This window comes from Paenibacillus sp. IITD108, assembly GCF_036541265.1.
In the GTDB taxonomy this organism is placed as follows: domain Bacteria; phylum Bacillota; class Bacilli; order Paenibacillales; family Paenibacillaceae; genus Pristimantibacillus.
Genome location: NZ_JAZHCT010000014.1, coordinates 38,204 through 61,494 on the forward strand (window position 1 = coordinate 38,204; position 23,291 = coordinate 61,494).

The 23,291-nt window shown below is 43.3% G+C and carries 16 protein-coding genes and 1 riboswitch; of the genes, 9 read left to right on the top strand and 7 right to left on the bottom strand.

What is annotated here, in order from left to right; genetic code table 11:
• Nucleotides 1–23 precede the first annotated feature (23 nt).
• On the top strand, nt 24–566 hold the full coding sequence (locus tag V1L65_RS14000) for an NADPH-dependent FMN reductase (RefSeq protein WP_331699802.1): 543 nt from the start codon (nt 24–26) through the stop codon (nt 564–566).
• Nucleotides 567–720: 154 nt separating this feature from the next.
• Nucleotides 721–1,671: an NAD-dependent epimerase/dehydratase family protein gene (locus V1L65_RS14005; protein ID WP_331699803.1), complete on the top strand. Its 951-nt coding sequence runs from the start codon at nt 721–723 to the stop codon at nt 1,669–1,671.
• A gap of 40 nt (nt 1,672–1,711) precedes the next feature.
• Here V1L65_RS14005 and V1L65_RS14010 read toward each other — a convergent pair whose 3' ends face one another.
• From V1L65_RS14010 to V1L65_RS14025, 4 genes are all read right to left on the bottom strand, one after another.
• Complete coding sequence (locus V1L65_RS14010) at nt 1,712–2,485, bottom strand: ABC transporter ATP-binding protein (protein WP_331699804.1); 774 nt, start codon at nt 2,483–2,485, stop codon at nt 1,712–1,714.
• 64 nt (nt 2,486–2,549) lie between these two features.
• A complete protein-coding gene (locus V1L65_RS14015; RefSeq protein WP_331699805.1) occupies nt 2,550–3,308 on the bottom strand; it encodes an ABC transporter permease in 759 nt (252 codons plus the stop codon).
• A 5-nt stretch (nt 3,309–3,313) separates the two neighbouring features.
• The gene (locus V1L65_RS14020; protein ID WP_331699806.1) at nt 3,314–3,595 is read right to left on the bottom strand and encodes a thiamine-binding protein; all 282 of its coding nucleotides are present in this window, start codon (nt 3,593–3,595) and stop codon (nt 3,314–3,316) included.
• Nucleotides 3,596–3,659: 64 nt separating this feature from the next.
• Nucleotides 3,660–4,688 (bottom strand): ABC transporter substrate-binding protein, encoded by a 1,029-nt coding sequence (locus V1L65_RS14025; RefSeq protein WP_331699880.1) that lies wholly within the window; start codon nt 4,686–4,688, stop codon nt 3,660–3,662.
• A gap of 615 nt (nt 4,689–5,303) precedes the next feature.
• Nucleotides 5,304–5,414, bottom strand: a riboswitch (TPP riboswitch).
• A gap of 124 nt (nt 5,415–5,538) precedes the next feature.
• Here V1L65_RS14025 and V1L65_RS14030 point away from each other — a divergent pair.
• The 7 genes from V1L65_RS14030 (at nt 5,539) to V1L65_RS14060 (ending at nt 14,374) form a co-directional block, all read left to right on the top strand.
• Nucleotides 5,539–6,612, top strand: a complete 1,074-nt coding sequence (locus V1L65_RS14030) for an acyl-CoA dehydrogenase (RefSeq protein ID WP_331699807.1) — start codon at nt 5,539–5,541, stop codon at nt 6,610–6,612.
• 271 nt (nt 6,613–6,883) lie between these two features.
• Nucleotides 6,884–8,200: an ABC transporter substrate-binding protein gene (locus V1L65_RS14035; RefSeq protein ID WP_331699808.1), complete on the top strand. Its 1,317-nt coding sequence runs from the start codon at nt 6,884–6,886 to the stop codon at nt 8,198–8,200.
• 67 nt (nt 8,201–8,267) lie between these two features.
• Nucleotides 8,268–9,164 carry a carbohydrate ABC transporter permease gene (locus V1L65_RS14040; RefSeq protein WP_331699810.1) on the top strand — a complete coding sequence of 299 codons (897 nt, stop codon included), beginning with the start codon at nt 8,268–8,270 and terminating at the stop codon, nt 9,162–9,164.
• Between the two features lie 20 nt (nt 9,165–9,184).
• Complete coding sequence (locus V1L65_RS14045) at nt 9,185–9,997, top strand: carbohydrate ABC transporter permease (protein ID WP_331699811.1); 813 nt, start codon at nt 9,185–9,187, stop codon at nt 9,995–9,997.
• Nucleotides 9,998–10,031: 34 nt separating this feature from the next.
• Nucleotides 10,032–10,859: a metallophosphoesterase family protein gene (locus V1L65_RS14050; protein ID WP_331699812.1), complete on the top strand. Its 828-nt coding sequence runs from the start codon at nt 10,032–10,034 to the stop codon at nt 10,857–10,859.
• 70 nt (nt 10,860–10,929) lie between these two features.
• The gene (locus tag V1L65_RS14055; protein ID WP_331699813.1) at nt 10,930–12,678 is read left to right on the top strand and encodes a sensor histidine kinase; all 1,749 of its coding nucleotides are present in this window, start codon (nt 10,930–10,932) and stop codon (nt 12,676–12,678) included.
• A 34-nt stretch (nt 12,679–12,712) separates the two neighbouring features.
• The gene (locus V1L65_RS14060; RefSeq protein WP_331699814.1) at nt 12,713–14,374 is read left to right on the top strand and encodes a response regulator; all 1,662 of its coding nucleotides are present in this window, start codon (nt 12,713–12,715) and stop codon (nt 14,372–14,374) included.
• 247 nt (nt 14,375–14,621) lie between these two features.
• Here the strand turns inward: V1L65_RS14060 and V1L65_RS14065 are convergent, their stop codons facing one another.
• The 3 genes from V1L65_RS14065 to V1L65_RS14075 form a co-directional block, all read right to left on the bottom strand.
• Nucleotides 14,622–15,806: a M24 family metallopeptidase gene (locus V1L65_RS14065; protein WP_331699815.1), complete on the bottom strand. Its 1,185-nt coding sequence runs from the start codon at nt 15,804–15,806 to the stop codon at nt 14,622–14,624.
• A gap of 76 nt (nt 15,807–15,882) precedes the next feature.
• Complete coding sequence (locus tag V1L65_RS14070; protein WP_331699816.1) at nt 15,883–21,201, bottom strand: DUF4838 domain-containing protein; 5,319 nt, start codon at nt 21,199–21,201, stop codon at nt 15,883–15,885.
• Between the two features lie 61 nt (nt 21,202–21,262).
• Nucleotides 21,263–23,290, bottom strand: a complete 2,028-nt coding sequence (locus tag V1L65_RS14075) for a hypothetical protein (protein ID WP_331699817.1) — start codon at nt 23,288–23,290, stop codon at nt 21,263–21,265.
• Between the last annotated feature and the right edge of the window lies 1 nt (nt 23,291).

The window sequence follows — 23,291 nt, forward strand, 5'->3', positions numbered from 1 at the left end:
CCATCTAGGGAGGAACCAACAGAATGTCGAAGTTAAATATCGGAATTATTCTAGGCAGCACTCGTGAAGGTCGCATTAGTCCTCAAGTAGGCGAATGGGTAAAAGGAATAGCAGAGCAGCGCGCAGATGCAAATTACGAAATCGTTGATATTGCTGATTTCAATTTGCCGTTCTTAGGTACAACTGATGGCAGCGAGCCTGGCATTGCGGCTTGGAATCAAAAACTAGCTAGCCTAGACGGATTCGTATTCATCGTTCAAGAATACAATCACAGCATTTCAGGCGCTTTGAAAAATGCTATCGATTTTGCTCGTGAAGCATGGAATAACAAAGCAGCTGGTATCGTAAGCTACGGCTCTACTGGCGGAGCTCGTGCAGCAGAGCATCTTCGCGGTATTTTGGGAGAGCTACTGGTTGCTGATGTTCGTGTACATCCAACTCTGTCTTTGTTTACAGATTTCGAAAACTTCTCTGTTTTCAAGCCTGCTGAATTGCATTTGACTAATGTTAATGCGATGCTTGACCAAGTGCTTGCTTGGAGCGGCGCTTTGAAAACTTTGAGATAAGCAACTTCCTTCAGACATACAGCGCTTCAAATCGGTTTCCGGTTTGAAGCTTTTTTTATTATTAAAAGCATTTAAAATTCGTAGTCGCTATTACAAAACAAATCCTCAGTTCGTGTTAACTTATATAAAAATGACAACGTAGGAGATCAAAGCAATGGATAAGGTATTTGTTACAGGCGGCACAGGCTATGTAGGTAAAACATTAATTCAAGAAGCAATTAAACAAAATATAGAACTGATCGTGCTTACGCGTTCTGCAGCAAAAGCAAAGCAGCTAGAGGAAAAAGGCCTTAAAGCGGTCGTAGGAGATTTGCTGAAGGATGGGGAATGGCAAAAAGTTATTCAACAATGCCAGTACATCATTCACTTGGCGGCACCGCCTACTTGGGGGAAGAAGGTTACAAAAAAAGTTGCTTCCGCGTATAGTGATGGCCATTATGCAATGACAGTGCGGTTATTAGAACATATCAATCCTACTGTAATTAAAAATATTATATACGTAGCGGGAACCAGCTATTTGGGCGACAGCGGCGCTGATCGGGCAAAGGACGAAACATACCGCAGCACCCCAAAAGGGTGGGGACCTTATATTGCCCCATCTGTAAATGTGCTGGATAAGTACAAGAAGACGGGACTGCCTATTACAACCGTATTTCCAGCACAAATTTATGGTGCGGATTCCTGGACTGTACAGTTGTTTATAGAACCTTTGCATAACAATAAGCCCATCTACTCCTTAAAAGGAAATGAGCCGATGTTTTCGCCAATTCATGTGGAGGATTGTGCGAGAGCCTGCCTGCATTTAATGAAACATGCCGCAACAGGGGAAAGCTATATTTTGTGTGATACGAATCCTATGCCTTCCGAATCGTTCAAAAATATAATAGAGCAGGAACTGCGCGTAACCGGAAAAGTAGTCAAAATTCCTGCGTGGCTGTGCCGGTTAGTAATCGGGCCTGTTCTAACGGAATACGCGACTGCGCATACTTATTTCTCAAATGCCAAGCTGCTAGCTACGGGCTTCGAATTCCGTTATCCTAACGCAAAGCAAGGCATTCCACATGTCGTTAAGCAATGGCTGGAAAGCCTTCATTCAACAAAATAATGGTAGTATTAGAGCTGAACGAATGGCTTCATGGTTCCTTTTAATTGTGCCTCTGCTCCTGCTTCATCAAGCCGTAAATATGCTGCTTTAATTCAAGAAATACTGGATCGTTCACTACCTCTTCCTGACGGGGACGAGGCAAAGGTACGACTAGCTCTTTTAAAACATGGGTCGGTTTTCGAGACAGCAATACGATTTTGTCGGACAGAAAGAGTGCTTCCTCAATACTATGTGTAATAAATAAAACGGTACGTTTATTATTTTCCCAAATATCCAGCAGCCAGCTTTGCATGTCCTGCCGGGTTAACGCATCAAGTGCACCGAACGGTTCATCCAGGCACATCACTTCCCTTGGGCTCAGCAAGGCTCTAATAAATGCAGCACGCTGCTGCATGCCGCCTGACAGCATGTGCGGATAAGCCTTCTCGTAGCCTTGAAGTCCAGCCTTGGCGAGCCATTCTCTGGCTGCCTCTCTTGCTTCTTTCTTAGGAGAACCTGCAAGCTCCTGCCCCATAATGACATTGTCCAGAATGGTCCGCCAAGGAAAAAGCGCAGGCTGTTGCGGCATATAGCTGATTAGCCCCTTGCTGCCTGTGATCTCTTTGCCGTCCAGCATAACCTTGCCGGCAGTCGGCTCAGTAATCCCGCCAATAATATGAAAAAGAGTGCTTTTCCCGCAACCGGACGGTCCGATAATCGAGACGAATTCCCCCTCGGATGCAGTTAATGTTACATTTTCAATCACCTTGGCCGCTGCACCTTTGCTAGAATACGTTTTGGACAGCCCATGCAGCTCCAGCTTCGTTGTTGACATGGATTCGTTCACCTTACTCCCTCACCTTTTTTGCAGCTTCGTTTTCCCATCGTCCGTCCCGTCTTTACTTGCTTCTTTTCCAGCGTGTCAACCATCTCTCTAGGAGAACGACGCAAGCGAACAAAGCCATACTCAAGCATACAATGACAAAAACTCCAATAAACACTCGGTCAGTACGAAATGCGGATTTGGCAATAATCATGTAGGCGCCGATCCCGGTATTTCCTCCAAGCCACTCTGCTATAAAGGCCGCCATTACGCTGTATGTAGCTGAAATCTTCAGCCCCGAGAAGAGAAAAGGCATCGCATGCGGCAGCTCTAGCTTCCAGAACAGCTGCTTTTTAGTCGCGCCAGACATCTGCATATAGCTGTACATCCCCGCATCTGTCTGTGCGAAGCCGTTCAAGGTCGATAACGTTATTGGAAAAAAGCCGACGATAACGATCATAATCATTTTTGGCAGCAGTCCGAGCCCGAACCAGATGATCAATAATGGTGCAAGCGCAATGATCGGAATGTTTTGACTCATAATAAGAAACGGATAGAAGGTCGCTCTGATAAATGGAAAAAAGTGCAGCAGGAAAGCCAAAGTGATCCCGGCTGTTGCACCTGCAATAAAACCGAGAATCGTCATACGGATTGTTGCTGCTGTATGCATCCATATACGCGGCAAGCTGATGTAAGCTTCGTTAGCAATCTCCAGTGGACTTGGCAGCATCCACTTCGGGATGTCAAACAATACGGTCGACACTTGCCATAGGATCAAAAAAAGCACAGCCGCCACAATGGGCGGCCACCAGGCTGTCAATCTCATTCTCTTCATCTTTACTAATACCCTTCAGTCAATTGATCGATAGAGATGCCTTGAGGATCAAAGTGTATTTTGATCAGCGATGAAATGCTTGTGTTCCCGCCTATAGCGGAAAGCTCCTCATTTACCCTTTTGACAACCTCCAGCAGCTCTCCAAGCTCGCCTTCCATTAAAGTATCAAGCGGTCCAACAATAAATTTTACGCCCGACTCTTTAAGGATTTCCACTGCACGATCCATATATGGAGCAGAGTCCTCCGTACGCGCAATCGCTTCAAAGCTCATTACTGCATTTGGCATCACTATACCCCCTCTTAATAGTGGCTGTTCGTTTGTCGTCACTTCGCAATCATTGATTCACTGCTTATTTTGAGGCATCTGCGGCAGGCAAAAACTCATTTGTGAAGGCTGCCGCTGCATCGAATTCCTTATCCAGCAAATTGTATTCCTTCAGCCAGCTCGCGTAGTTTTCCCAAACCTCTTGCTTTTGCAAGCCCCACTGAGCAGCATCGTCTTGGTAGCGCGGGCTCAGCCATTTCTGACTGGCAATAACCAGATCCTTATCCAGCTCCGGCACAGCTTTCAACAATATCTGAGCGGACTCCTCCGGATGGTCAATTGCATATTGATAGCCTTTAGCGGTAGCTGCCATAAACGCTTTTACCAGCTCAGGCTGTTCTTTCATCGTTTTCTCATTTGTTATAATAACCGGTGTATAGTAGTCCAGCTTCTTGGAGTAGTCAGTCAAATAAATCGTATCCAGCTCCACTCCGCGCAATTCCGCCTCGATCCCGGTCCATCCATAATAGATCCATGAAAAATCGATATCGCGCTGCACAGATGTAAAGAAGTCTGCTTCACCCACATTAAGAATTTCCACTTTATCGGCATCAGCACCGCCGTCTTCCTTCATTAAGGACTCCAAAATGGCAGGCTCTGCTGCAGCTCCGAAGCCGCCGTATTTCTTTCCTTCGAAGTCTTTCGGTGATTTAATATTTTTGGAAACCGGTGAAGCGAACACCGAAGTATTATGCTGGATAACTGCTGCTATCGAAACAACCGGCACGCCCTCAACACGCGCATCTGTTACGCCTTCCTGAAAGCTTACACCAAAAGGCACTTGACCAGATCCAACTATCGCATTCGGTCCGCTGGCGCCAGGCAAAATAATATCAACATTCAAACCTTCTTCAGCATAATAGCCCAAATCCCGGGCAGCGTACAGACCCGTATGGTTCGTATTCGGCGACCAGTTCAGCACTAATGTAACATCGGTTAAAGGCTTGTTATTGCTATCGCCAGCTTTTTGTCCAGTGTTTCCGTCCTGTTTTTTGGAACAAGCAGTAAGTACAAGCAGTACAGCGATCAAAATAAAAATACTTTTTCTAGTCATTTTTTGCACAGTATTTCTCCTCCTAGTATGTCTAAACCATTATTGAGCCAAGGATAAACGGCTTCGCGGCCTACTTCAGTACAAAATCACCTATCGGTGACCTAACCTGCCATCATCGTGTGTAAAAAAACAAGCGATGCTTCCGATATCTATTTAGCCGCCTATCTTCTTTGTGGTGCGGTCATTAATGACCGTTAGAACCAAAAAACAGTTATTTTTGTTTAATATACGGACATTTATGACCATTAGAAGAAAATTCCGTCGAATTCTCTAGCTTTTTTCTCGCTAACGGACATTTCTGTCCGCTAGAAAGGGGTAGTTGGCGAAAAATGAGCGCTAACGGACACCAGTGTCCGCATCATTAGGATCCATTCGAGCTCAACAGCCGCGGCGTACGCCAAACAACAGATCTGCCCATCATCATCCCTGTTGCACCACAACGCATACTTCATGTTACGGTATGGCAGCAGATAGTAGATCCTCCGAGAAGTGATTTGCATTTTGATATACTTATTCACAATTTTAATAGATGCATAATTTCCTAAATAACCCAAAAAACGCCCCTGATCTTAACGATCCAAGGGCGTTGTTTACACTCCACATGAAATATACTGCGAATTGTGCGTCACATCTCCCTACGCTGGCATTATCCAGATCAGGTTAACGGGTCAGTGTCTTAAGGGACACAATCTCAGCCAGCCGATTCCAGCACCCCAGGCAATATGCTATTGTTAAAAATTAATTTATGTCTTGCATGCAATGGCCTTTGCGCCTATCATTATAGCTCGAATGACTTCCATTGTCTACAGTGTTATTCTAATCTATATAACTTCAGCTGGGAGAGATACAAATGAACCTGAAACCAAATATGATCGATCAAATTCGAAGCGTATCTTTACAATCGGAAAATGAAGGCGGTCTGGCGCGGGATGCCTTGAACTTAATTTTAGAGCGCAATTGGTTTAAACTATTTGTGCCTAAGGCATTGGGCGGAGAAATGGCGGCTTTGCCGGATGCACTTAAAATTTTCGAGTATGCTTCATGGGTCGACGGAAGCTTTGGATGGCTGACAACAATCGGTGCCGGCGGTGGATACTTTGCTGCGTTCATGCAGCCTGATACAGCTAAAAGCGTCTTTTCACCACCGCAAGCTGTCATCGCAGGCAGCGGCGCGCCAACTGGAACAGCAGTGCGCACTGAAGGAGGCTATATTGTAAACGGAAAATGGAGCTTCTGCAGCGGCTCCGAGCATGCCACCACCTTCACTGCCAATTGTATAATCGAAAGTAACAACTCTGACAACCCAGAAATTCGTGCATTTGCATTCTCGCCTGAGCAGGTAGAAATCGTTCACGATTGGCGAGCATTCGGTCTAAAGGCAACCGACAGCCACTCCATGATCGTAAATAATCAGTTTGTGGCAGATGAAAGAACGTTTAGCTTAACCGAGCAGCTTGCCTTCTTGGATGAGCCATTGTTCAGCTACCCGTTTCTGCCTTTCGCCCAGGCCACATTTTGCGCAATCTGCATTGGCATCTCCAGACATTTTCTGGATGAAGCCAAATCGCTTGCTGAGCGAAGACAGCAGGCATGGCAATCAACAAGAGCAGGAAGATACGAATTTATAATGGGACTTATCAGGCAAGCAGACAATCAATTGAGCAGCGCAAGCCGCACTTTTTATGAGACAATTGATCAGTCCTGGAATAGCCATATGGATCAGCAGCCATTTACTCCTGAAGAGATCACAGAAATTAGCAAGGTATGCCAGCGGACCTCTAGAACAGCGTTAGCTTGCGTACAAAACCTGTTTCCTTACATGGGCATATCAGCCATTATGGAGGACGAGCCTATCAATCAAATTTGGCGTGATTTGCAGACTGCGTGTCAACATAGCTTGCTGGTGCCGTTTGAAGGGGAATAATCTTAACGCACGATCCATACAACAATAGAAAACGACTGCCAGTTAGACTTAAGAGTCAAACCGGCAGTCGTTTTCTGTAGTTCTAACAATGAGTGCAAAACCAGATTCCGCAATGTAACTTATTTATAGCGAGTGAACGTTGAGGTGCTAAGTGTGTTAGATTTTTGCACTATCGCCATCCGATTAGTACACTCCCATAACTGCTGCTTTCTGTTATAACTATGAATAGAAGTTTTTTTATGAGTGTCAAACGATAAGAGGAGGAAGTAAATTGAAAAGAACATTACTGTTAATTTTAAGCGTTTTCATCGTTCTTACTCTTAGCGGGTGCGGTTCTTCACCCGCAAATAATGGAAGCAATGAATCCAGCAAAACAATCGAGCTAACTTTTTTCTATCCGATCGGTGTTGGCGGACCACTTGCCAAATTAATTGAAACCCAGACCAAACAATTTATGGATGAAAATCCAAACATCAAACTTAATGCTGTATTTGCTGGAAATTCTAGTGAAACCATGACGAAAACAATTACAGCTATCCAAAGTGGAACTTCTCCAGATTTCGCTATTCTAGGTAACTCAGAGCTTTACACTTTGCTATCTATGAATGCCATCACACCATTAAATGATCTGATTGCCAAAGATGGCGGAGATGAATACATTGATGATTTCTTACCAGCTTTGATGGAGAACTCCGTTTACGATAATAAGATTTGGAGTATCCCTTTCCAACGAAGCACCCTAATTGCTTACTATAATAAAGAACATTTCATTGAAGCAGGTCTCGATCCTAACAAAGCTCCTGAAAATTGGGAGGAGCTAGTCGAATACGGGAAAAAACTTACTAAAAAAGATGCTAAAGGCAATGTAGAACAATGGGGAATGATGATTCCAACAGACGGTTTTATTTTTACTGCTTTTTCTCAGCAAAACAGCACTAACGGCGATGGACTGATGACTAAAGATGGAAAAAAAGCCCTTTTCAATACAGAGGGCAACGTTGATGCATTGCAATATATTGTTGATCTTAATAAAAAGCACGGCGTAATGCCTGAAGGTGTTGTGAAATGGGAAACTGCTCCCGCAAATTTTATTGAAGGCAAAACATCCATTATTATTACAACGACAGGAAATTTAGCCAACATCAAAAACAACGCAAAGTTTGACTTTGGCACGGCTTTCCTTCCACAAGGATTACGTCAAGGATCAGCAAGCGGGGGTGCCAATATTTATATTTTCAAATCCTCCTCCGAGGAAAAGCAAGAGGCAGCATGGAAATTTATACGCTGGATTACAGAGCCTGAAAGAACAGCGCAATGGAATGTCGATACAGGATATATTGCCACTCGAAAAAGCGCCTACGAAACAGACCTGATGAAACAATATGTTCAAGATGTGCCTCAAGCGCTAACCGGTAAAAATCAACTGGATTATGCAGGCAGCGAGCTTCGTCTTTATGAAAACGGTAAAAATATGCAAATTCTAGTTTCAGCAATTGAATCCGCTTTAACAGGAAGTAAAACCGCTGAACAAGCACTAGCGGATGCACAGGCTGAATCTGACAAAGTACTAGCACCTTTCAACAAATAATTAATAGTTGAAGGAAGGAGAAGGGTCATCTATAAGATGGCCCGTCTTACATTAAGGGAGTGATTACATGCAACAAAATCAGCTTGTAAAGCAAATACGCCGAAACTTGACTGGCTGGATTCTAATTGCGCCTGCTGTATTATTTCTAGGCATCTTTTCTTTATTTCCTATATTCAAAACAATACACTTAAGTTTTTTTCAAACTAGCCTTTCTTTTCCGGAACCTATCTTCAATGGATTTAGTAATTTTCAGGATGTTTTTGCGGATACAACCTTTAAAAAAGTTATTTGGAATAACCTCCGCTTCACCTTGATGGTTGTGCCTATAAGTATATGTCTTGGTCTTATGCTGGCCCTGTTGGTTAATAAGAAGTTCAAAGGGATTGGTATTGCTCGAGCTGCTCTATTCTATCCCAATGTTTCGCCAATGATAGGCTTTGCCTTCATTTGGGTGTTCTTATTAACTCCTAATATTGGTTTTTTTGATAATATACTCGGCTTTTTCGGGATACCAAGTGTGAATTGGCTGACTGATACAAGCTTATCTTTAATTTCTATTGCTATCGTTTACGTTTGGCATGAGGCAGGTTTCATTATGCTGTTCTTTCTATCAGGACTGCAAAATATATCCAAAGATTATTATGAAGCAGCTAGAATTGATGGCGCCTCATCTTTTCATGCCTTTCGAAAAATTACGCTGCCTCTTCTTATGCCAACTACTTTATTCGTATTAACAATCAGTTTAGTTAACTCTGTAAAAATTGTAGACACTGTATTCATTATGACAGGCGGCGGTCCGGACAATTCCAGTAACCTGTTAATGTATTACATCTATACAACGGCATTCACGTTTTGGAACAGCGGCGGGGCAGCTGCACTAACCGTTATTATGCTCGCAAGTATGCTGCTTATTGCTTTATTGCAATTTTTTGTATTAGATAGAAAGACTCATTATGAAAATTAATGGAGTAAACGAGGTGTACCATGGCAAAGAAACCAAGTGCTTTAAGCTATAGTTTTCTATTCATCATTTGCCTCTTATGGGCTATTCCTTTATTTTGGGCAATCATGACTGCTTTTCGCCCCGGCTCTATGGCTACTAGCTTTGATTTCTCCTTTCATTTAACCTTTGAAAATTTCAAACAAGTATTTGCTACTGCCCCTTTTTTAAAATATGGACTTAATACAATAATAATCGTAATTGGAATTCTCTCTATTCAATTTTTAACAATTACGACTGGAGCCTATGCACTTGCTCGAGTTACATTTGCGGGTAAAACTTTGTTTCTAGGACTCATCATGACACAACTGATTGTTCCAACCGATGTTTTGATATTACAAAACTACTTGACGATAAAGCAGTTTCAGCTGATAGACACACTTCCAGGCGTAATGGCTCCTTATTTCGCATCAGCGTTAGGACTTCTACTAATGAGACAAAGCTTTAAGAGTATTCCCACTGCATTAGAAGAGGCCGCTAAAATTGATGGCTGCAATACATTTCAAATTTTAAGATATATTTATATACCGTCTTCCAAAACTGCCTATCTTTCATTTGCAATAGTTTCCATTAGCGCTCATTGGAATAACTTCCTATGGCCGCTAATCGTTATAAACTCTGTAAATAAAAGACCGCTTACTGTTGGGCTCTCTCTAATTGCTAAATCAAGTGATGCAGGACCCCAGTGGGCTACGTTAGCTGCTGCAACCTGCATGGTTATGCTGCCTTTGTTTTTATTATTTTTAGTATTTCAAAAACAATTTATTAATAGCTTTATAACTTCGGGAGTCAAATAACTAGTGAAATTTCAAATTAAAGGAGGCCTGCATCATGCTGCGCATCGCCTTAATGGGAGACCTGCATTACCCGATTATTGCAAGCAATAGTAAAAAGAGAGAAATGCTGCAAAATGCAAAAACTAATTTTTTCAAAGCTTATTTTGATCACTTCTTTGAAGTCGCTGCTGACCTGTACTTATCGATAGGCGATCTAACTCATAATGGTAACTCAGAGGAATTTACAGAAGTCTATGACCTGATTCAACAATATAACAAGCCTTTTCGACAGGTTTTGGGCAATCATGATGTACTTGGCATATCCAAACATGCTATCTATACTTATACACTGGCTCCGCATTATGATTTAATCTCAACACCCGAGGCCAGTCTAATTTTATTAGATACCACTAAAGAATACGAATTATTTAGCTCTGGTTTAGATGATGCCCAATGGCAATGGCTTGATAAAAATATTGAGTCGAGCAGCAATAAACCGCTTCTAGTGTTCGCTCATCATCCAGTTGCAGGCACTACCTTTGATTCCCCTGCCTCTGATAGACAATTTGAAGCTTACCAGGATATTCGACCCTTGCTAAAAAAAAGAGAGGGAGAAGCTGTTTACTTTAATGGACATACTCACTCCCACGCAATAGTTAAACAATCTAATTGGCACTACGTGCAAACAGCTGCGGTATTATGTGACCTTAGCTTTCGCATCATTGAAATTGATCAGCAAACCATTCATATAAAGACGGTCACATTAAATGATAATCTACTTGAAAAAAATAGAGCCATTCTATATGAGCTGCTCCCTGACTTCCACCAGCCCGATCATCTTAACAAAATATTTACAGCACTAGAACTTCAATATCAACTATAATTGGTTCTTGACAAGAATAAATCGACTATGTTAAGTATAGAGCAACTTTTCGCTCAGGAGTTGTCCACTAATGAGACGTAGATTAACCTTTCAACAACGAATGTATGTCTTTATTAGTCTTACAGTTACCTTAGCAATTTTAGCTACAGGATGGTTAACCAATCAAATCGCTACAAAATCTGCTAAAGAAAATGCGTATAAAATTAATCAGGATATGCTCGATATAGCCTCTCGCGCATTGGATGAGCGTATTGAAAAATTCAAGCTAGCCATATATGCCATGAAAGTAAGTACTGAATATCGAAGTATGTTTCAATTCGAATCACCTCAGGAATTAAATAACTATGAGACACGTCTGTCAACGCTTCAATCTACATTTATTCAGCTTATGCTTGCAGAGCCTTGGATAGATTCTATACTATTGCATACACCAGACGGAGAGTATAGTCTATTGCCACAGCATCGCCAGCTCAATTATCCTTTTTTTGATTCTCCATTAAATAAACGATATCAGCGAGATGCGGCTATAAACAAAGATGTTTGGATTGAGGAGCATCAAGATCCTTTATTTCTCAGTAAACATCAAGTCATTACTTATATGACAGAGGGTGTGACAACTAATGTAGAAAACACGACATTAGTTGTCAATCTCTATTCCAAAGCCTTCAAGCAATTTCTAAATGAAAAGCTGAGCTTAAGCTCTGGACAATTTCTGTTAGCATCCATTCAAGGAGCTGAAGTCTTTCATAATGAGCATTTACCGGATCAACTGTTAAGCAGTCTTTCGTTCTCAAATGCATTACAACAAGACCAAGGCAGCTTCAACTTCAAATCAAATAATCAAGAGCTTTTCGTTAGTTTTACTAAATTAAATACAGAAAGCAATTGGATTCTGTTCAGCATTGTACCTAAGTCAGCTCTCCTACAAGAAACAAAAAGTATTCAATTTGCTATATTATGGATTGTTTTAGGTTGCCTTCTTGTAACATTTACAGTTTCGCAATGGATTACCCGATTGCTTTTGACGCCATTGAAAAACTTGCAGGCACTTATGCTAAAAGTAGAATTTAATGACTTAAGTGTACGTTTTGAGGATTCAAGCAGAGATGAATTTTCACAAGCAGGCCATCGCTTTAATCGTATGCTTAGTGAAATTCAAAGGTTGATGGAGCAGGTCGTCTCTGCAGAGGAGCAAAAGCGAATATCTGAAATGAAGGCACTCCAAGCTCAGATTGATCCGCATTTTCTATACAATACTTTAAACACTATCTACTGGAAAAGTCAGATGAACCAGCTTGAGGATGTTCAAGAAATGGTGCTTTCTCTGTCTAGCTTATTTCAATTAGGACTTAATAGAGGCAAAGAAATAACTACTCTGGAAAACGAGCTTCTCCATGTAGAGCAGTATTTGATTATTCAACAAAAATGCTACGAGGAGCTTTTTCACTATTCCATTCATATTGGGGATCAAGTCGATAAATCTCAACCAATATTAAAACTATTGCTGCAGCCTTTGGTCGAAAACTGCATTTTGCATGGCTTTCAGGACCGCAATGAGGGCGGTATCATTTCAATAAATTTGCATCAAACGAATTCACTCTTACAAATTACAGTAACGGACAATGGACAAGGAATAAAAGATGACAATCTTCTTGCAAACTCAACAGAAATGCTGAAGGGATACGCTCTCTCCAACATCACGCAGCGTCTGATGCTCGAATACGGTGATGCTGCCTCCTTCCAAGTAAGTAGCGAATATGGTATTGGGACCGTTATAACTTTGTATTTACCACTCAAAATAAATACTAGTGTCGATTAGAAGCTAATATAATAAATGAGATAAGGTGAGCACAATGTCAGATTATAATAAACAACCAACCCCTATCCTGTTATGTATTATTGATGATATTAAAGCAGTAACTGACGGCATTTCCACACAAATTGATTGGAAAAAGCATGGCATTACTGTGTCTGGAACAGCGCTTAATGGTGATGATGGCTGGAGCTTAATCCAGTCCTCACAACCTGATATCATTCTGACCGATATTCGTATGCCTAATTTAGACGGCATTGCTATGACAAAAAAAATAAAAGAGTTCTTCCCGCTAAGCAAAGTTATTATGATTACTGGCTATAATGATTTTGAATATGCTCAGCAAGCTGTCAAGTTGGGAGCCTTCGATCTCATCTTGAAGCCTTTCTCTTTGAAAAGTATCGAAGAGATTGTATTAAAAGCCAAACAAAGCATCTTGGTTGAACGAGAAAAAATGTTGAAGCAGCAGCAGATGGAACATCAAATAAAAGAAAGCTTGCCTGTGCTGCGTCAAGATTTTTTTCAGCTGTTGCTTCACTACAGATCGAACCCAAGCAGCACACTCGAAAGATTGAATTTTCTGCAAGTTGACCTAAAACCATCACAAATTATTGTAATGATACTAGAAATTGATCATTTTATGGAAGATAGTAAATCTATGTCCATTCGAGATATGGAACTGACTCTCTTTGCCCTGCAAAGTCTATTGGAAGAAACATTGCCACAGCAGTTAAATGGCATTGTATTTAGAGAAAACACTTATCGTTTTATTTTTGTTTTCAATCAAGATGACAGCTTTTCTCCTATTTCTGTAGCAGAAAAGTGTCGTGAAAATGTAGCTCTGTACACCAAATATACATTGTCTATCGGTCTTGGAAACGTTGTTGAGCATATAGAGGATATTTCAATATCCTATGAACAAGCGATAACAGCATTATCCTATCACTTTTACAGCGGCGGTAACGGCGTTTTTCAATACCGAGATATTATTGCTAGTTCTCCTGCTCTATTTACCTTGTCTTACGGCAAAGAGCAAGAGCTTGGTTTAGCCATTCGATCTGGTAATAGTGAACGTACCTTATCTATTTTGAATGACATTTTTTCCAACTACAGCTCCCAGACTCCCTTGCTTCATCCAGAATATCTTGCTAGCTTATGCTATGAACTAGGTCATGCTATTGTTCGTACTGTACACGAGAGAGTAAGCTCTGAGAAAATGTATGACTTCGAATTGCAATTGCATGAGCTCCGCTCCAACTCTAAGAGTTACTCTGCACTGCAAATGCAAGTCAAAGATATTGGCATGGCTGCTTGCCGCTTAATAGCCTCCATGTTTCAAAAGGAAGCTGCAAAAGTGATTGATCAATCCTTGCACTATATTCGATCTAACCTGCATTTAGATTTAACGATAGCACACTGTGCCAAGCAGGCTAACTTTAGTCCAAGCTATTATACTAATCTATTCAAACAAGAGACTGGACTTACCTTCAATCATTTTGTAACACAAGAGCGAATGGAACAAGCTAAACTCATGCTCATGGAAGATAAGCAGGTTCAAGATATTTCTGACTCACTCGGCTATATCAATCGCCGCTATTTTAGTGATTTATTCAAGAAGCATACAGGTATGACACCTACCGAATTTAGACAGTTATATGTGCAGGGCCATAGTCATTCTATATACAAGATAAATCAGAATTAAAGGTAGTATGTCAATCTGACTCCGATGGAATATGATCTTCTAAAAATTATCGCCTTTTCTGTCAAAAAGGCCATCACACAAACCATAGTACGGCTGTGTGATGACCCTTTTTTATTACACAATTATTACTTAAAACCCTTCTACACAAAATTCAACCCTTTAGTATATTTCATTATACAATCCCTCATCTTACAAATCTGTCCTTAGATCACTACACTTAAAACAAATTGTTATCGGGTGTCTATAGTTAATTCCGACTCGATAGCCACTGACGACTCAGTTCCCCAACAAGCTGCGACATGGGCTCATGACCATCGCTTGTAACAACAAAACATTCTTCAATTCGATTCGAGCCATCGGGATGGCCAAATAAGCTAATATCGGTGTTCACGGTCATACCTGTCAAGAAAACACCTGTAGAATTCTCATTTGGATAGGGTGATTCAGCCTCAGCTACGCCACAACCATGAAGAGGCGGGTAAAGATCATACTGCGATACTCCCTGTTCTCTAAAATAATGCTTTACTTCCTTTACCATATTCGCCATTGGAACTCCTGGTTTAATTGCTGCCTTTCCTCTCTCATTTGCTTCTATTAACAAATCAATAAATTTCTTTTGCTGCTCTGATGCTGTTCCAACTACAAATGGAAAATTGATCGTCGCTATATATCCCTCGTATTGAACCGCAAGCGCAGCCATGACCATATCGCCATCTTCTACAACCTTTTGAGTTGCTCTTCCAATTATCGTGGCAACACGCTCACCGCTCGACACAAGGCAGAAAGGAATATACTCTGCACCTTCTTGAAATGCCGCCTCATGTGCCGCTGCTGCTAGTTGTAATTCCGTTACACCGGGCTTTGCCCTTTGCAGCAATGCTCTATACGCACAATCCGCAATGCGTGCCGCTTCCTTTAAACAAGCAATTTCCTCACTCGTTTTCAATAGACGCTGTTCGAATAGAATGGCATTCGCATCAACTACTTCACTGCCAGGAACGCTGTCCCGAATCGCTGTATAAACGGTATGCGGCATAGCATCCATTCCTACAATCCCTATTTTCCCGAGCGCTCCCTTGCTTCTCAGCTCCTCAAAAACCTTTTGGAAGCTAGTATAGTTTGCTTGAGGATATTCAATTTCATCAGGCACGGTTACACAAGAAAAGTCCGGTACAAAGCGAATATCTGTCCATACGCTCATTTCTTTGCACATGACTTCACCTTCCGGTGCTGCCAATAGAATAGGCTCTCCAGCGATAGGCACAATAAGTGCTCCTCTTTCAAAAAGCGGCCAGAAATTACTCACATAACGCAAGCTTTCCCTTCTATATTCGTCACCATAAATAAGACAAGCATCCAGCTCTTCCTGATGCATCACTTCTTTAAGTCTAGCAATTCTTGCTTCGAAATGCTCTACCTTTAACTTTTCCAAATTCAGCCTCCTCCAGACAGTGATCAATTTAATAACTGATTTTTATATATTCAACTATTAAGCATGAACAGGTCACCTAAGGCAACTCAATAAGCGATACATCATCAACCCACATTGCATCCGTGCCAGACAGGAAGAAATAGATGTGGTTATACTCGTAGGACGCATTAAGATCCGGCTCATATTCCAGCTCAAGCAGCTGCCACTCGCCATTCAGAGCAATATCTGCATTGGCTGTTACTGGATTATTGCCGCCGCCTGGCAGCATCTCATAGATGGACATGCTTGCTGAACCTGCAGTGAGCCCCTTCACCCAAGCACTCAGCTTATACCGTTTACCGCGCTCAAGCTCAAAATCCTGCAGTGATCTGGCCATTGCATAGTCGGCTCCTTGCAGCTCAATCTTTAAGGAACGTCCGCCACTATGAGCCGTCTCATGATCCCATACGCCAGACTCTGAAAACCAGAGGTCCGGAAAACTGGACGGCGTAGCGATTTCAAATCCCGAATTATATAGCAAATTGCCACCTTCAGGTGAATCTATCTCTGTTATTACCACATCGTCAATCCATAACTTATCCGTACCTGACATAAAGATGTAAACCCAGTGATGGTCATATGACATCGTTAATTCAGGTTCATATTCCAATTCGATCGACTGCCATTGATGATTGGCACTAGCATCCACATTGGCCGCCATCGTAGTCGTCCCTCCTGTGCCGACTCCATAGATGGACATGCTTATACTGCCAGACGAGGCTCCTTTGACCCGCGCGCTCAGCTTGTAACGCTTGCCGGGCTGCAGCTCGAGATCCTGGTCCGCACGTGTGAACACGTACGGTGCGTCATTCAAGTCCAGTCTCAACGAATGGGTGCCGCTATATTTTTCCGTATGATCCCACTTCGCTGAAGTCGAAAACCAGCCCGCTGCAAAGCTTCCTTCATTACCATACTCAAAACTAGCATTCTCAACGAGATTAGTCTGGCTTTTTGACTGTTCCAGATGGATTGGATAGAAATCGCCCGGATTCCAGACCATACCTCCCCCCCATGTAATAAAGCGTTCCTTGCCATGGAAGTTTCGGAAGAAGAAGCCATAGAGTGTATCGATATTCGCTGGATCGACGCCAATGCTGGCAAATGGAATAACTTGAATGGCATTCCATCGGTCTGTGCCTATATGGGCGCCAGCATACCACTCCCCATTATAGGAAGGGTCTTGGAATGACTTGTACTCGAATTTCACCTCAGCCGGATTAGAGAAGAAACCATAATAAGTGCCTTCCCTGTTTCCAGTAACATAGGTTTCAACCGAGTCATCCGCACCGCTGCTCCACCATTCACCTGAAGCGCTCTCGCTGACAACCATACTGTCCAGATCGTTATCGAAATTTTCATAGCCGACATACAGATTTTCATCATCCCACAGCAGGTATACCTTCGTTTCTTCCGGTACTTGCAGCTTAGTACCCATTTCCCGGAAATCGTTCATTGGCACTGCCTCTGTCCAAGGACCAGAACTGAAATCCGTCGCATTCATAATATCCGATTTACTATAGCTCGTTTTATATGCTGTTGCTGATAAATTCGGCAGTTGCCCAACTGTGAATACCATCTTTTCAAACGTTGTTTTAATAGGGGCAATGCGCTGCTTGCCCTTGGCATCCGCCAGTTCCCACGCAGTATCCAGAGCAGCTTGCGCAGCATCCGCTATTCCGGCCTGAATAACATATCGGCCAATATATTGACTTTCCCTAGAATAGACGCTAACTGGTTGCTGGTCATAATTATAGCCCTGCTCGATCAAGTCATAATAATTGCCCATCGCTTCAGCCGCCGCCCCGTAAGCTTTGGTCAAGAATTTGTCCTTCAACGCTTCCAGATCAGCATCAGGATCCCAATACAAATTGTGGATGAGCCAATATTGCAAGGCGTTGATACCCCAAATATCGCTGTTGTCTACCTGTCCTTCAGGCAATACACCCGTAATGCCAAGATCGCGATAGTATTGCAGATCCGCTTGGACTTTGCCGGCAATTGGCCTTTCATATACATTGTTGGAGCAACAGCCATAATAATTGTACATCACAATATTTTGCGTCTTCGCTGCCCAAGCCTCTAGCTTCAGCTTGTAGCTATAGTTGGAATTGTTTTGATCCGCTGTATTGAATGGAGCCCTCGCGTCTTCCGCAGCCGGCGCCATTACAATAATAATATTGTCTTCCAGTTCGACCTTAGGCGGTGTATCAGTGAAGAAATAAGCGAATGTCGGAATTTTTACATTTGGATGAGTCTGCTTTAGATCCGCCGCCACTTTATTCAGAAATGTAAAGAACACAGTTGATTTATACGCAGGATCTTCCGGTTGAACGGTAAGCCCTGCCGGAGTTGTGAACGGCTGATTGCTAAGCTCTCCTTGGCTGAATACTTGGTTATCCATAATGCCGACCCCAACATATTCCAGCGGCTGGACGGAGAGCAGCGCCCTCATCTCATTGGCTACAATTCCCGGCACATCCGGATGATAAAAATTAATTTGTGAACGATCCAGCGTGACAGGCACATATTCCCCATTAATTTCGTTATAGTACTCAGGGTGCGCTGCAAAATACTTCTCATTAGGCAGCCAGGAGTCTAAATTGTGACCAAGCAGGAACGGTGTAATTCCGGCACGGTCATGCCTGTTCCAATACTGCACATTGCCCATTTCAGCCAGTTTAGTATTTAATTTGTTGCTCGCAAGCATCTTTTCTGTGTCCAAATCGGAGTGGAACTCCCCATATTTGCCCGAACCTGTCGTATGCCACCCTCTTAGCTGAAACGGCGATTTTTCAGCATAATCAACCTTCTCGGCAATAATCGTTGACTGGTTTTCATAAAGGGTTCCTATATCTACCGAGCGTGTCCACAGCATATCTGCGTTTTGTTCCAGGAAATCATAAACGCCATTTAACACGCCTCGTGATTCGTCACCAATAATGTATATACGGCTGCCCTCTTTACGGATAGCAAAGCCATCTGACTGGGCAAGAAAACTGAGATCAGCTGCATACAAGCTTGCAAGCTGCGGCTCGGTGCCGGGTGTAGCAAGCACAAGCTCCACTTTATCGCTAGCATGGCTTGAACTGACCATCGTAATCTCTAGCATTGGCTCTTCCTGTGCGTTCACTTCAATCAGCTTAATATCATCTACCCACATGGATTCTGTTTCCGACATGAAGAAGTAGACATTATTGAAATTGTAGTTGGCAGTCACAGGTGGTGCATAGTCCAGTTCCACCAATGTCCATTCGTCAGTTAATGTACTTACCGTACGGGCCGTAACAGGATTGCTGCCGCCGCTAGCTTGCCGCTCGTGAATCTCCATATTCATATTTCCTGCACCCGCCGATTTCACCCATGCGCTTAACTTATATTGTTTTCCTGGCGTCAATTGCAGTTCCTGTTCGCTCCTGGCAAACATATAGGAATTGCCGTCAAGATCTATGCGCATCGAATGGGCGCCTGATCTCCATACTGCTGCATCCCTTACAGCAGATGGTGAGTACCAGCCTTGCAGATTACCGCCATTATTGTGTTCAAACCCCTGATTAACAAGCAGGTTCGATGCATACTGGACAGGCAGCGAAAGCGTATTGAGCGTAACACCGCCGCTTGAAGTTGCCTTTACTTCTATGACATAGCTGCCATCAGCCAACGCTTCCGCCATTTGAAAAGAGCCTCGGATAATTTTTCGTTCATATGCCCCCACTGACACGTCCGCCGGCAAGTTGACAGGAATGGCACTATTGCTAGTTTGTACAAGAGAGATTACGGCAGGACTTGCCTCGTTATTTACGATATGCACTTCAAGTGGATAGTGCCCGCTTTTAGCGAGTGACATTTCACTGTTTGCAAACAAGATGCTAACAGCCGCCGATGAATCCCTTTTAAAGATTGGCAGCTCTGCCCCGCTTACGAGCTTGACTGACTCTTGCAATTCCTGGGCTGCATAGAGCAGCATTTCATCCGCCTCCGAGCCAATCAAGATATCAGAATTGGCGACACCCGAATTGACAATCGTCAAAGGAATGCCAGGGCTAGGGCTTGGACTTGGGCTTGGGCTTGGACTTGGACTTGGGCTTGGACTTGGACTCGGACTTGGGCCCGGCTCAGAATAGTTGCCAGGTACAGTGACAGTCGGCTGACTGCGAGTATCTTTAGCCACCAGCACATTGTCAATAGTAGCTGTTACATTCGCAGCAAAGCTTACTTTTTGCGGCCACTTATTCAATCGAGCACCTGACACATTAAATATGGCCAGATCAATCGTTCCTTCTCCTGTCACCGGAGCAGGCGCATTGAATGTCATAACGGCCACTTTGGCAGCGCTCTCCAAATCAACCAAGCCGCTCGCATTCATTTGCAAAGCTTGAATTTCAGTTCCTCCACCAACCGTAATTTTAATTTTTCCGTTCCATTTATCTACACTTACTGCCCCTGCCACCGTCGAGTCAAGCAGCGTTATTCCGTTCTCTCCTCCGCCAAGAATATATATGGAGCCTAATACAGTGACGGACTCTAGCAGCACTTCGCCGTCATTTACACCTTGTGTAATATACAAATTCCCATGTATTGTCATATTTCTTAATTGAACATTCGCGCTGTTGACAACTAGGTTGCCTACTGCATCTTTACTATAGCTGCCAGGTTGGTTCACTAGTGTTCCCATCACATTTTGAATCATTTGCACAACCTCAGCCCGAGTTATGTTTTTTCGCGGGCTGAACAAATTATTTCCGCTTCCTTTCACGTATCCCTTTGCCTGCAAGGCTGCCACTTCAGCGGCGGCGTACGCAGCAATATTATTTGCATCAGCAAAGGCTTCTACTGCTTCAGGGCCAGAGCTTACTTTAAAAGCACGCGCAATGATAACAGCAGCATCCTGACGAGAAATGTTTGTATCAGGCGAGAACTTCCCATTTCCAGTACCGTTAATAATTTGAAAGGCATGCAATTTGCTAACATCATGCATATACCAGGCACTGTTTGCCACATCCGAGAACGGAGTGCTGCCATCTGAAATAGCTGGAAAATTAAACACTCGGTTGATAAAAGCTGCGAATTCGGCGCGTGTCACAGAACTGTCCGGACGATATGTGTGATCGCCAAACCCGTTCAATAAACCGCTTTCAATCCATGATTGCATAACATCAAACGCCCAATGCTTTGAAATATCCGATAAATTTTGCTGAGCATTCACACCCTCACTTGCTGCCTCAGCCTTTATTGGCGGATATAGCATAAGCAGCATGCAAGCAATGATAGCCAACGACAAAAAACGATTTCGTTTGGACCTGTTACTCGTATACATAATAACCGCTCCTTCACTATTTTTATCGAGTCCTCCTTGCATTTCTCCCTAGCCTGGCAATAATCATTCTGCTGCAATCACCCCCTGCTTTTGACTGACATAATTACAAGCTTACTTCCACAATTACCGCCCCTCGCCCGGGTACATACAAACTAAACTGGGAATCACGTGCCTTAACAGGGACACCAGGAAACTCAGTCAAGACATCAATCTGCTGTATGGAGCTGCCCATCTGAACATGTGCGGATTTATAATTGATGTGTAAATTAGTCAATAACAGGCGGTAACGCCGCGGAGCTATCTCTAATGTAGCAACGCGAATGTAGGATTTATTTTTTAATATTTTTGGTGCTGCGGTAACTTCAATCAGATCCTCCACTATGCGGCTAATAAACGACTCTGCCATGGGATGGAAATGCAAGCTTTCCGACCAAGTGATCCCATCGTTAATTCCACCCACTTCTTGCGTCAGTCCATTTGAACCTTGGGACTCTTCTTCCATAAAGTAAATTTTGCCGGCCTCGCTTCCAGGATCACGAATTACGCAAAAATACTTTTGTTCACGAAGGCCGCTTTGAATACCAAAGTGCTTTAAGGACATAGCAATCCGCTCCGTCATCCGTCCGATCAGAATTGCAGCCCCTCCCCGATAAGCGAGTATAGTTTGCAATTCATCATCCGGCATCAAATGCAGATTGGTTACAAGTATTGAGCTGTTATAGTTAGGGATATCTTTTATTCGAATGGCGGCATGTATCGGAGCTCCACGCACCAACAGCTCATTCGTATACTTATGAACAGGCCAATTGCGATAATCGATATATTCGCGCATAGATGACTGCAGCATCGCATCCGACCATACCACTGCGGCTCCCGCTATATGTTGCGGCTGCGCATCAAACCCTAAATCCCAGCGCGCAGTAATCCACTTCCAGTTCTCCCGGCTTATACAATCTCCAAGACAAGCCATAAAACCAGCTGCACAGCGCCTTACTTGATTACCTCCAGCCAGATACATATTCGTTAAGGAATGAATATCCCGCTCCAGTACGGTAGGTGCATGACTGATCGCATCCCATTGCTCATGAGTATCATGAAGCGCATTTAAACAAATCAGCTTCGTATCCGGCACATAAGCTTTAATCATCATTAGCATAGTCATAAATTCAGAACCCGGTTCATATTCGGTTTCCCCGGCTCCTGCTGAGAGAGACGCGCCGACAGTCTCTACGATAAACCCGTCAATCCCTGTATCAGCCAGCAGCTTGTAATCTACGCCGTAACGATATAGCGCTTCAAACGGATCTCTTGTCCAGGCGGTATTCACATAGGCTTTTTTCCCGATTTTGCGTATCGCAGCCATAATTTTTTGCCAAAGCTGCGCCCATCTGCCGCTGTGGAATTGCACCCATTCCATCCGCTTGTTATTCCAGATCCAGTCTGCGCGCCGTACCATTTCATCCCGCATGCCATCACATGAAGCATGCAGCGTTTCCGGCAGCTCCACACTGCTCCAGTGCATAAATTGCTCCACCATATCATCGGAATAATCGCTTTCCGCCAGAGTCAGCCTTGGGCTCGTATAGCCATCAGCGCCATGGTAGCCGTCGAATCCGTAGTCCTGCAGCACCTGAACGAGCTCCGTTACAAATTTGTCTTCATACAGGCTGCCGTCCTTCATACGCCTTAGCGGATTAATTCCCGGGAAAGGCTCGCCCGTCTTGCGCATTTCGTACAACTCAGGATGAGCGCCACACCACGCACTTTTACGCAGCTCTTCACTGCCATCCTCCCCATCAAATTGAAAAATATCGAAAAAGGCGCAGTATACTTCAATACCATGCTTCTGAAACTCACGAACCAAATTACGCAGCTCATAATTCGTCCATCGCTGCCTGCTGCGATCTTTGCTGTAGGGGCGGGCACCGTATGAACAGATTTCCATAGGCAATTCCCGTTCATCCTCCATTCCCATATGCCCATGGACAAAATCAGGCGTGTAAAACAATAAAGAAATGCTTTCAGGTATAAATCCCGCATTATCAAGATAGGCCCCAACAGCATAATCCGGCTGCTGATTGTCAAAGCCAATTAATTCAATCCAGATCCATCGCTCATAATGGATACTCATT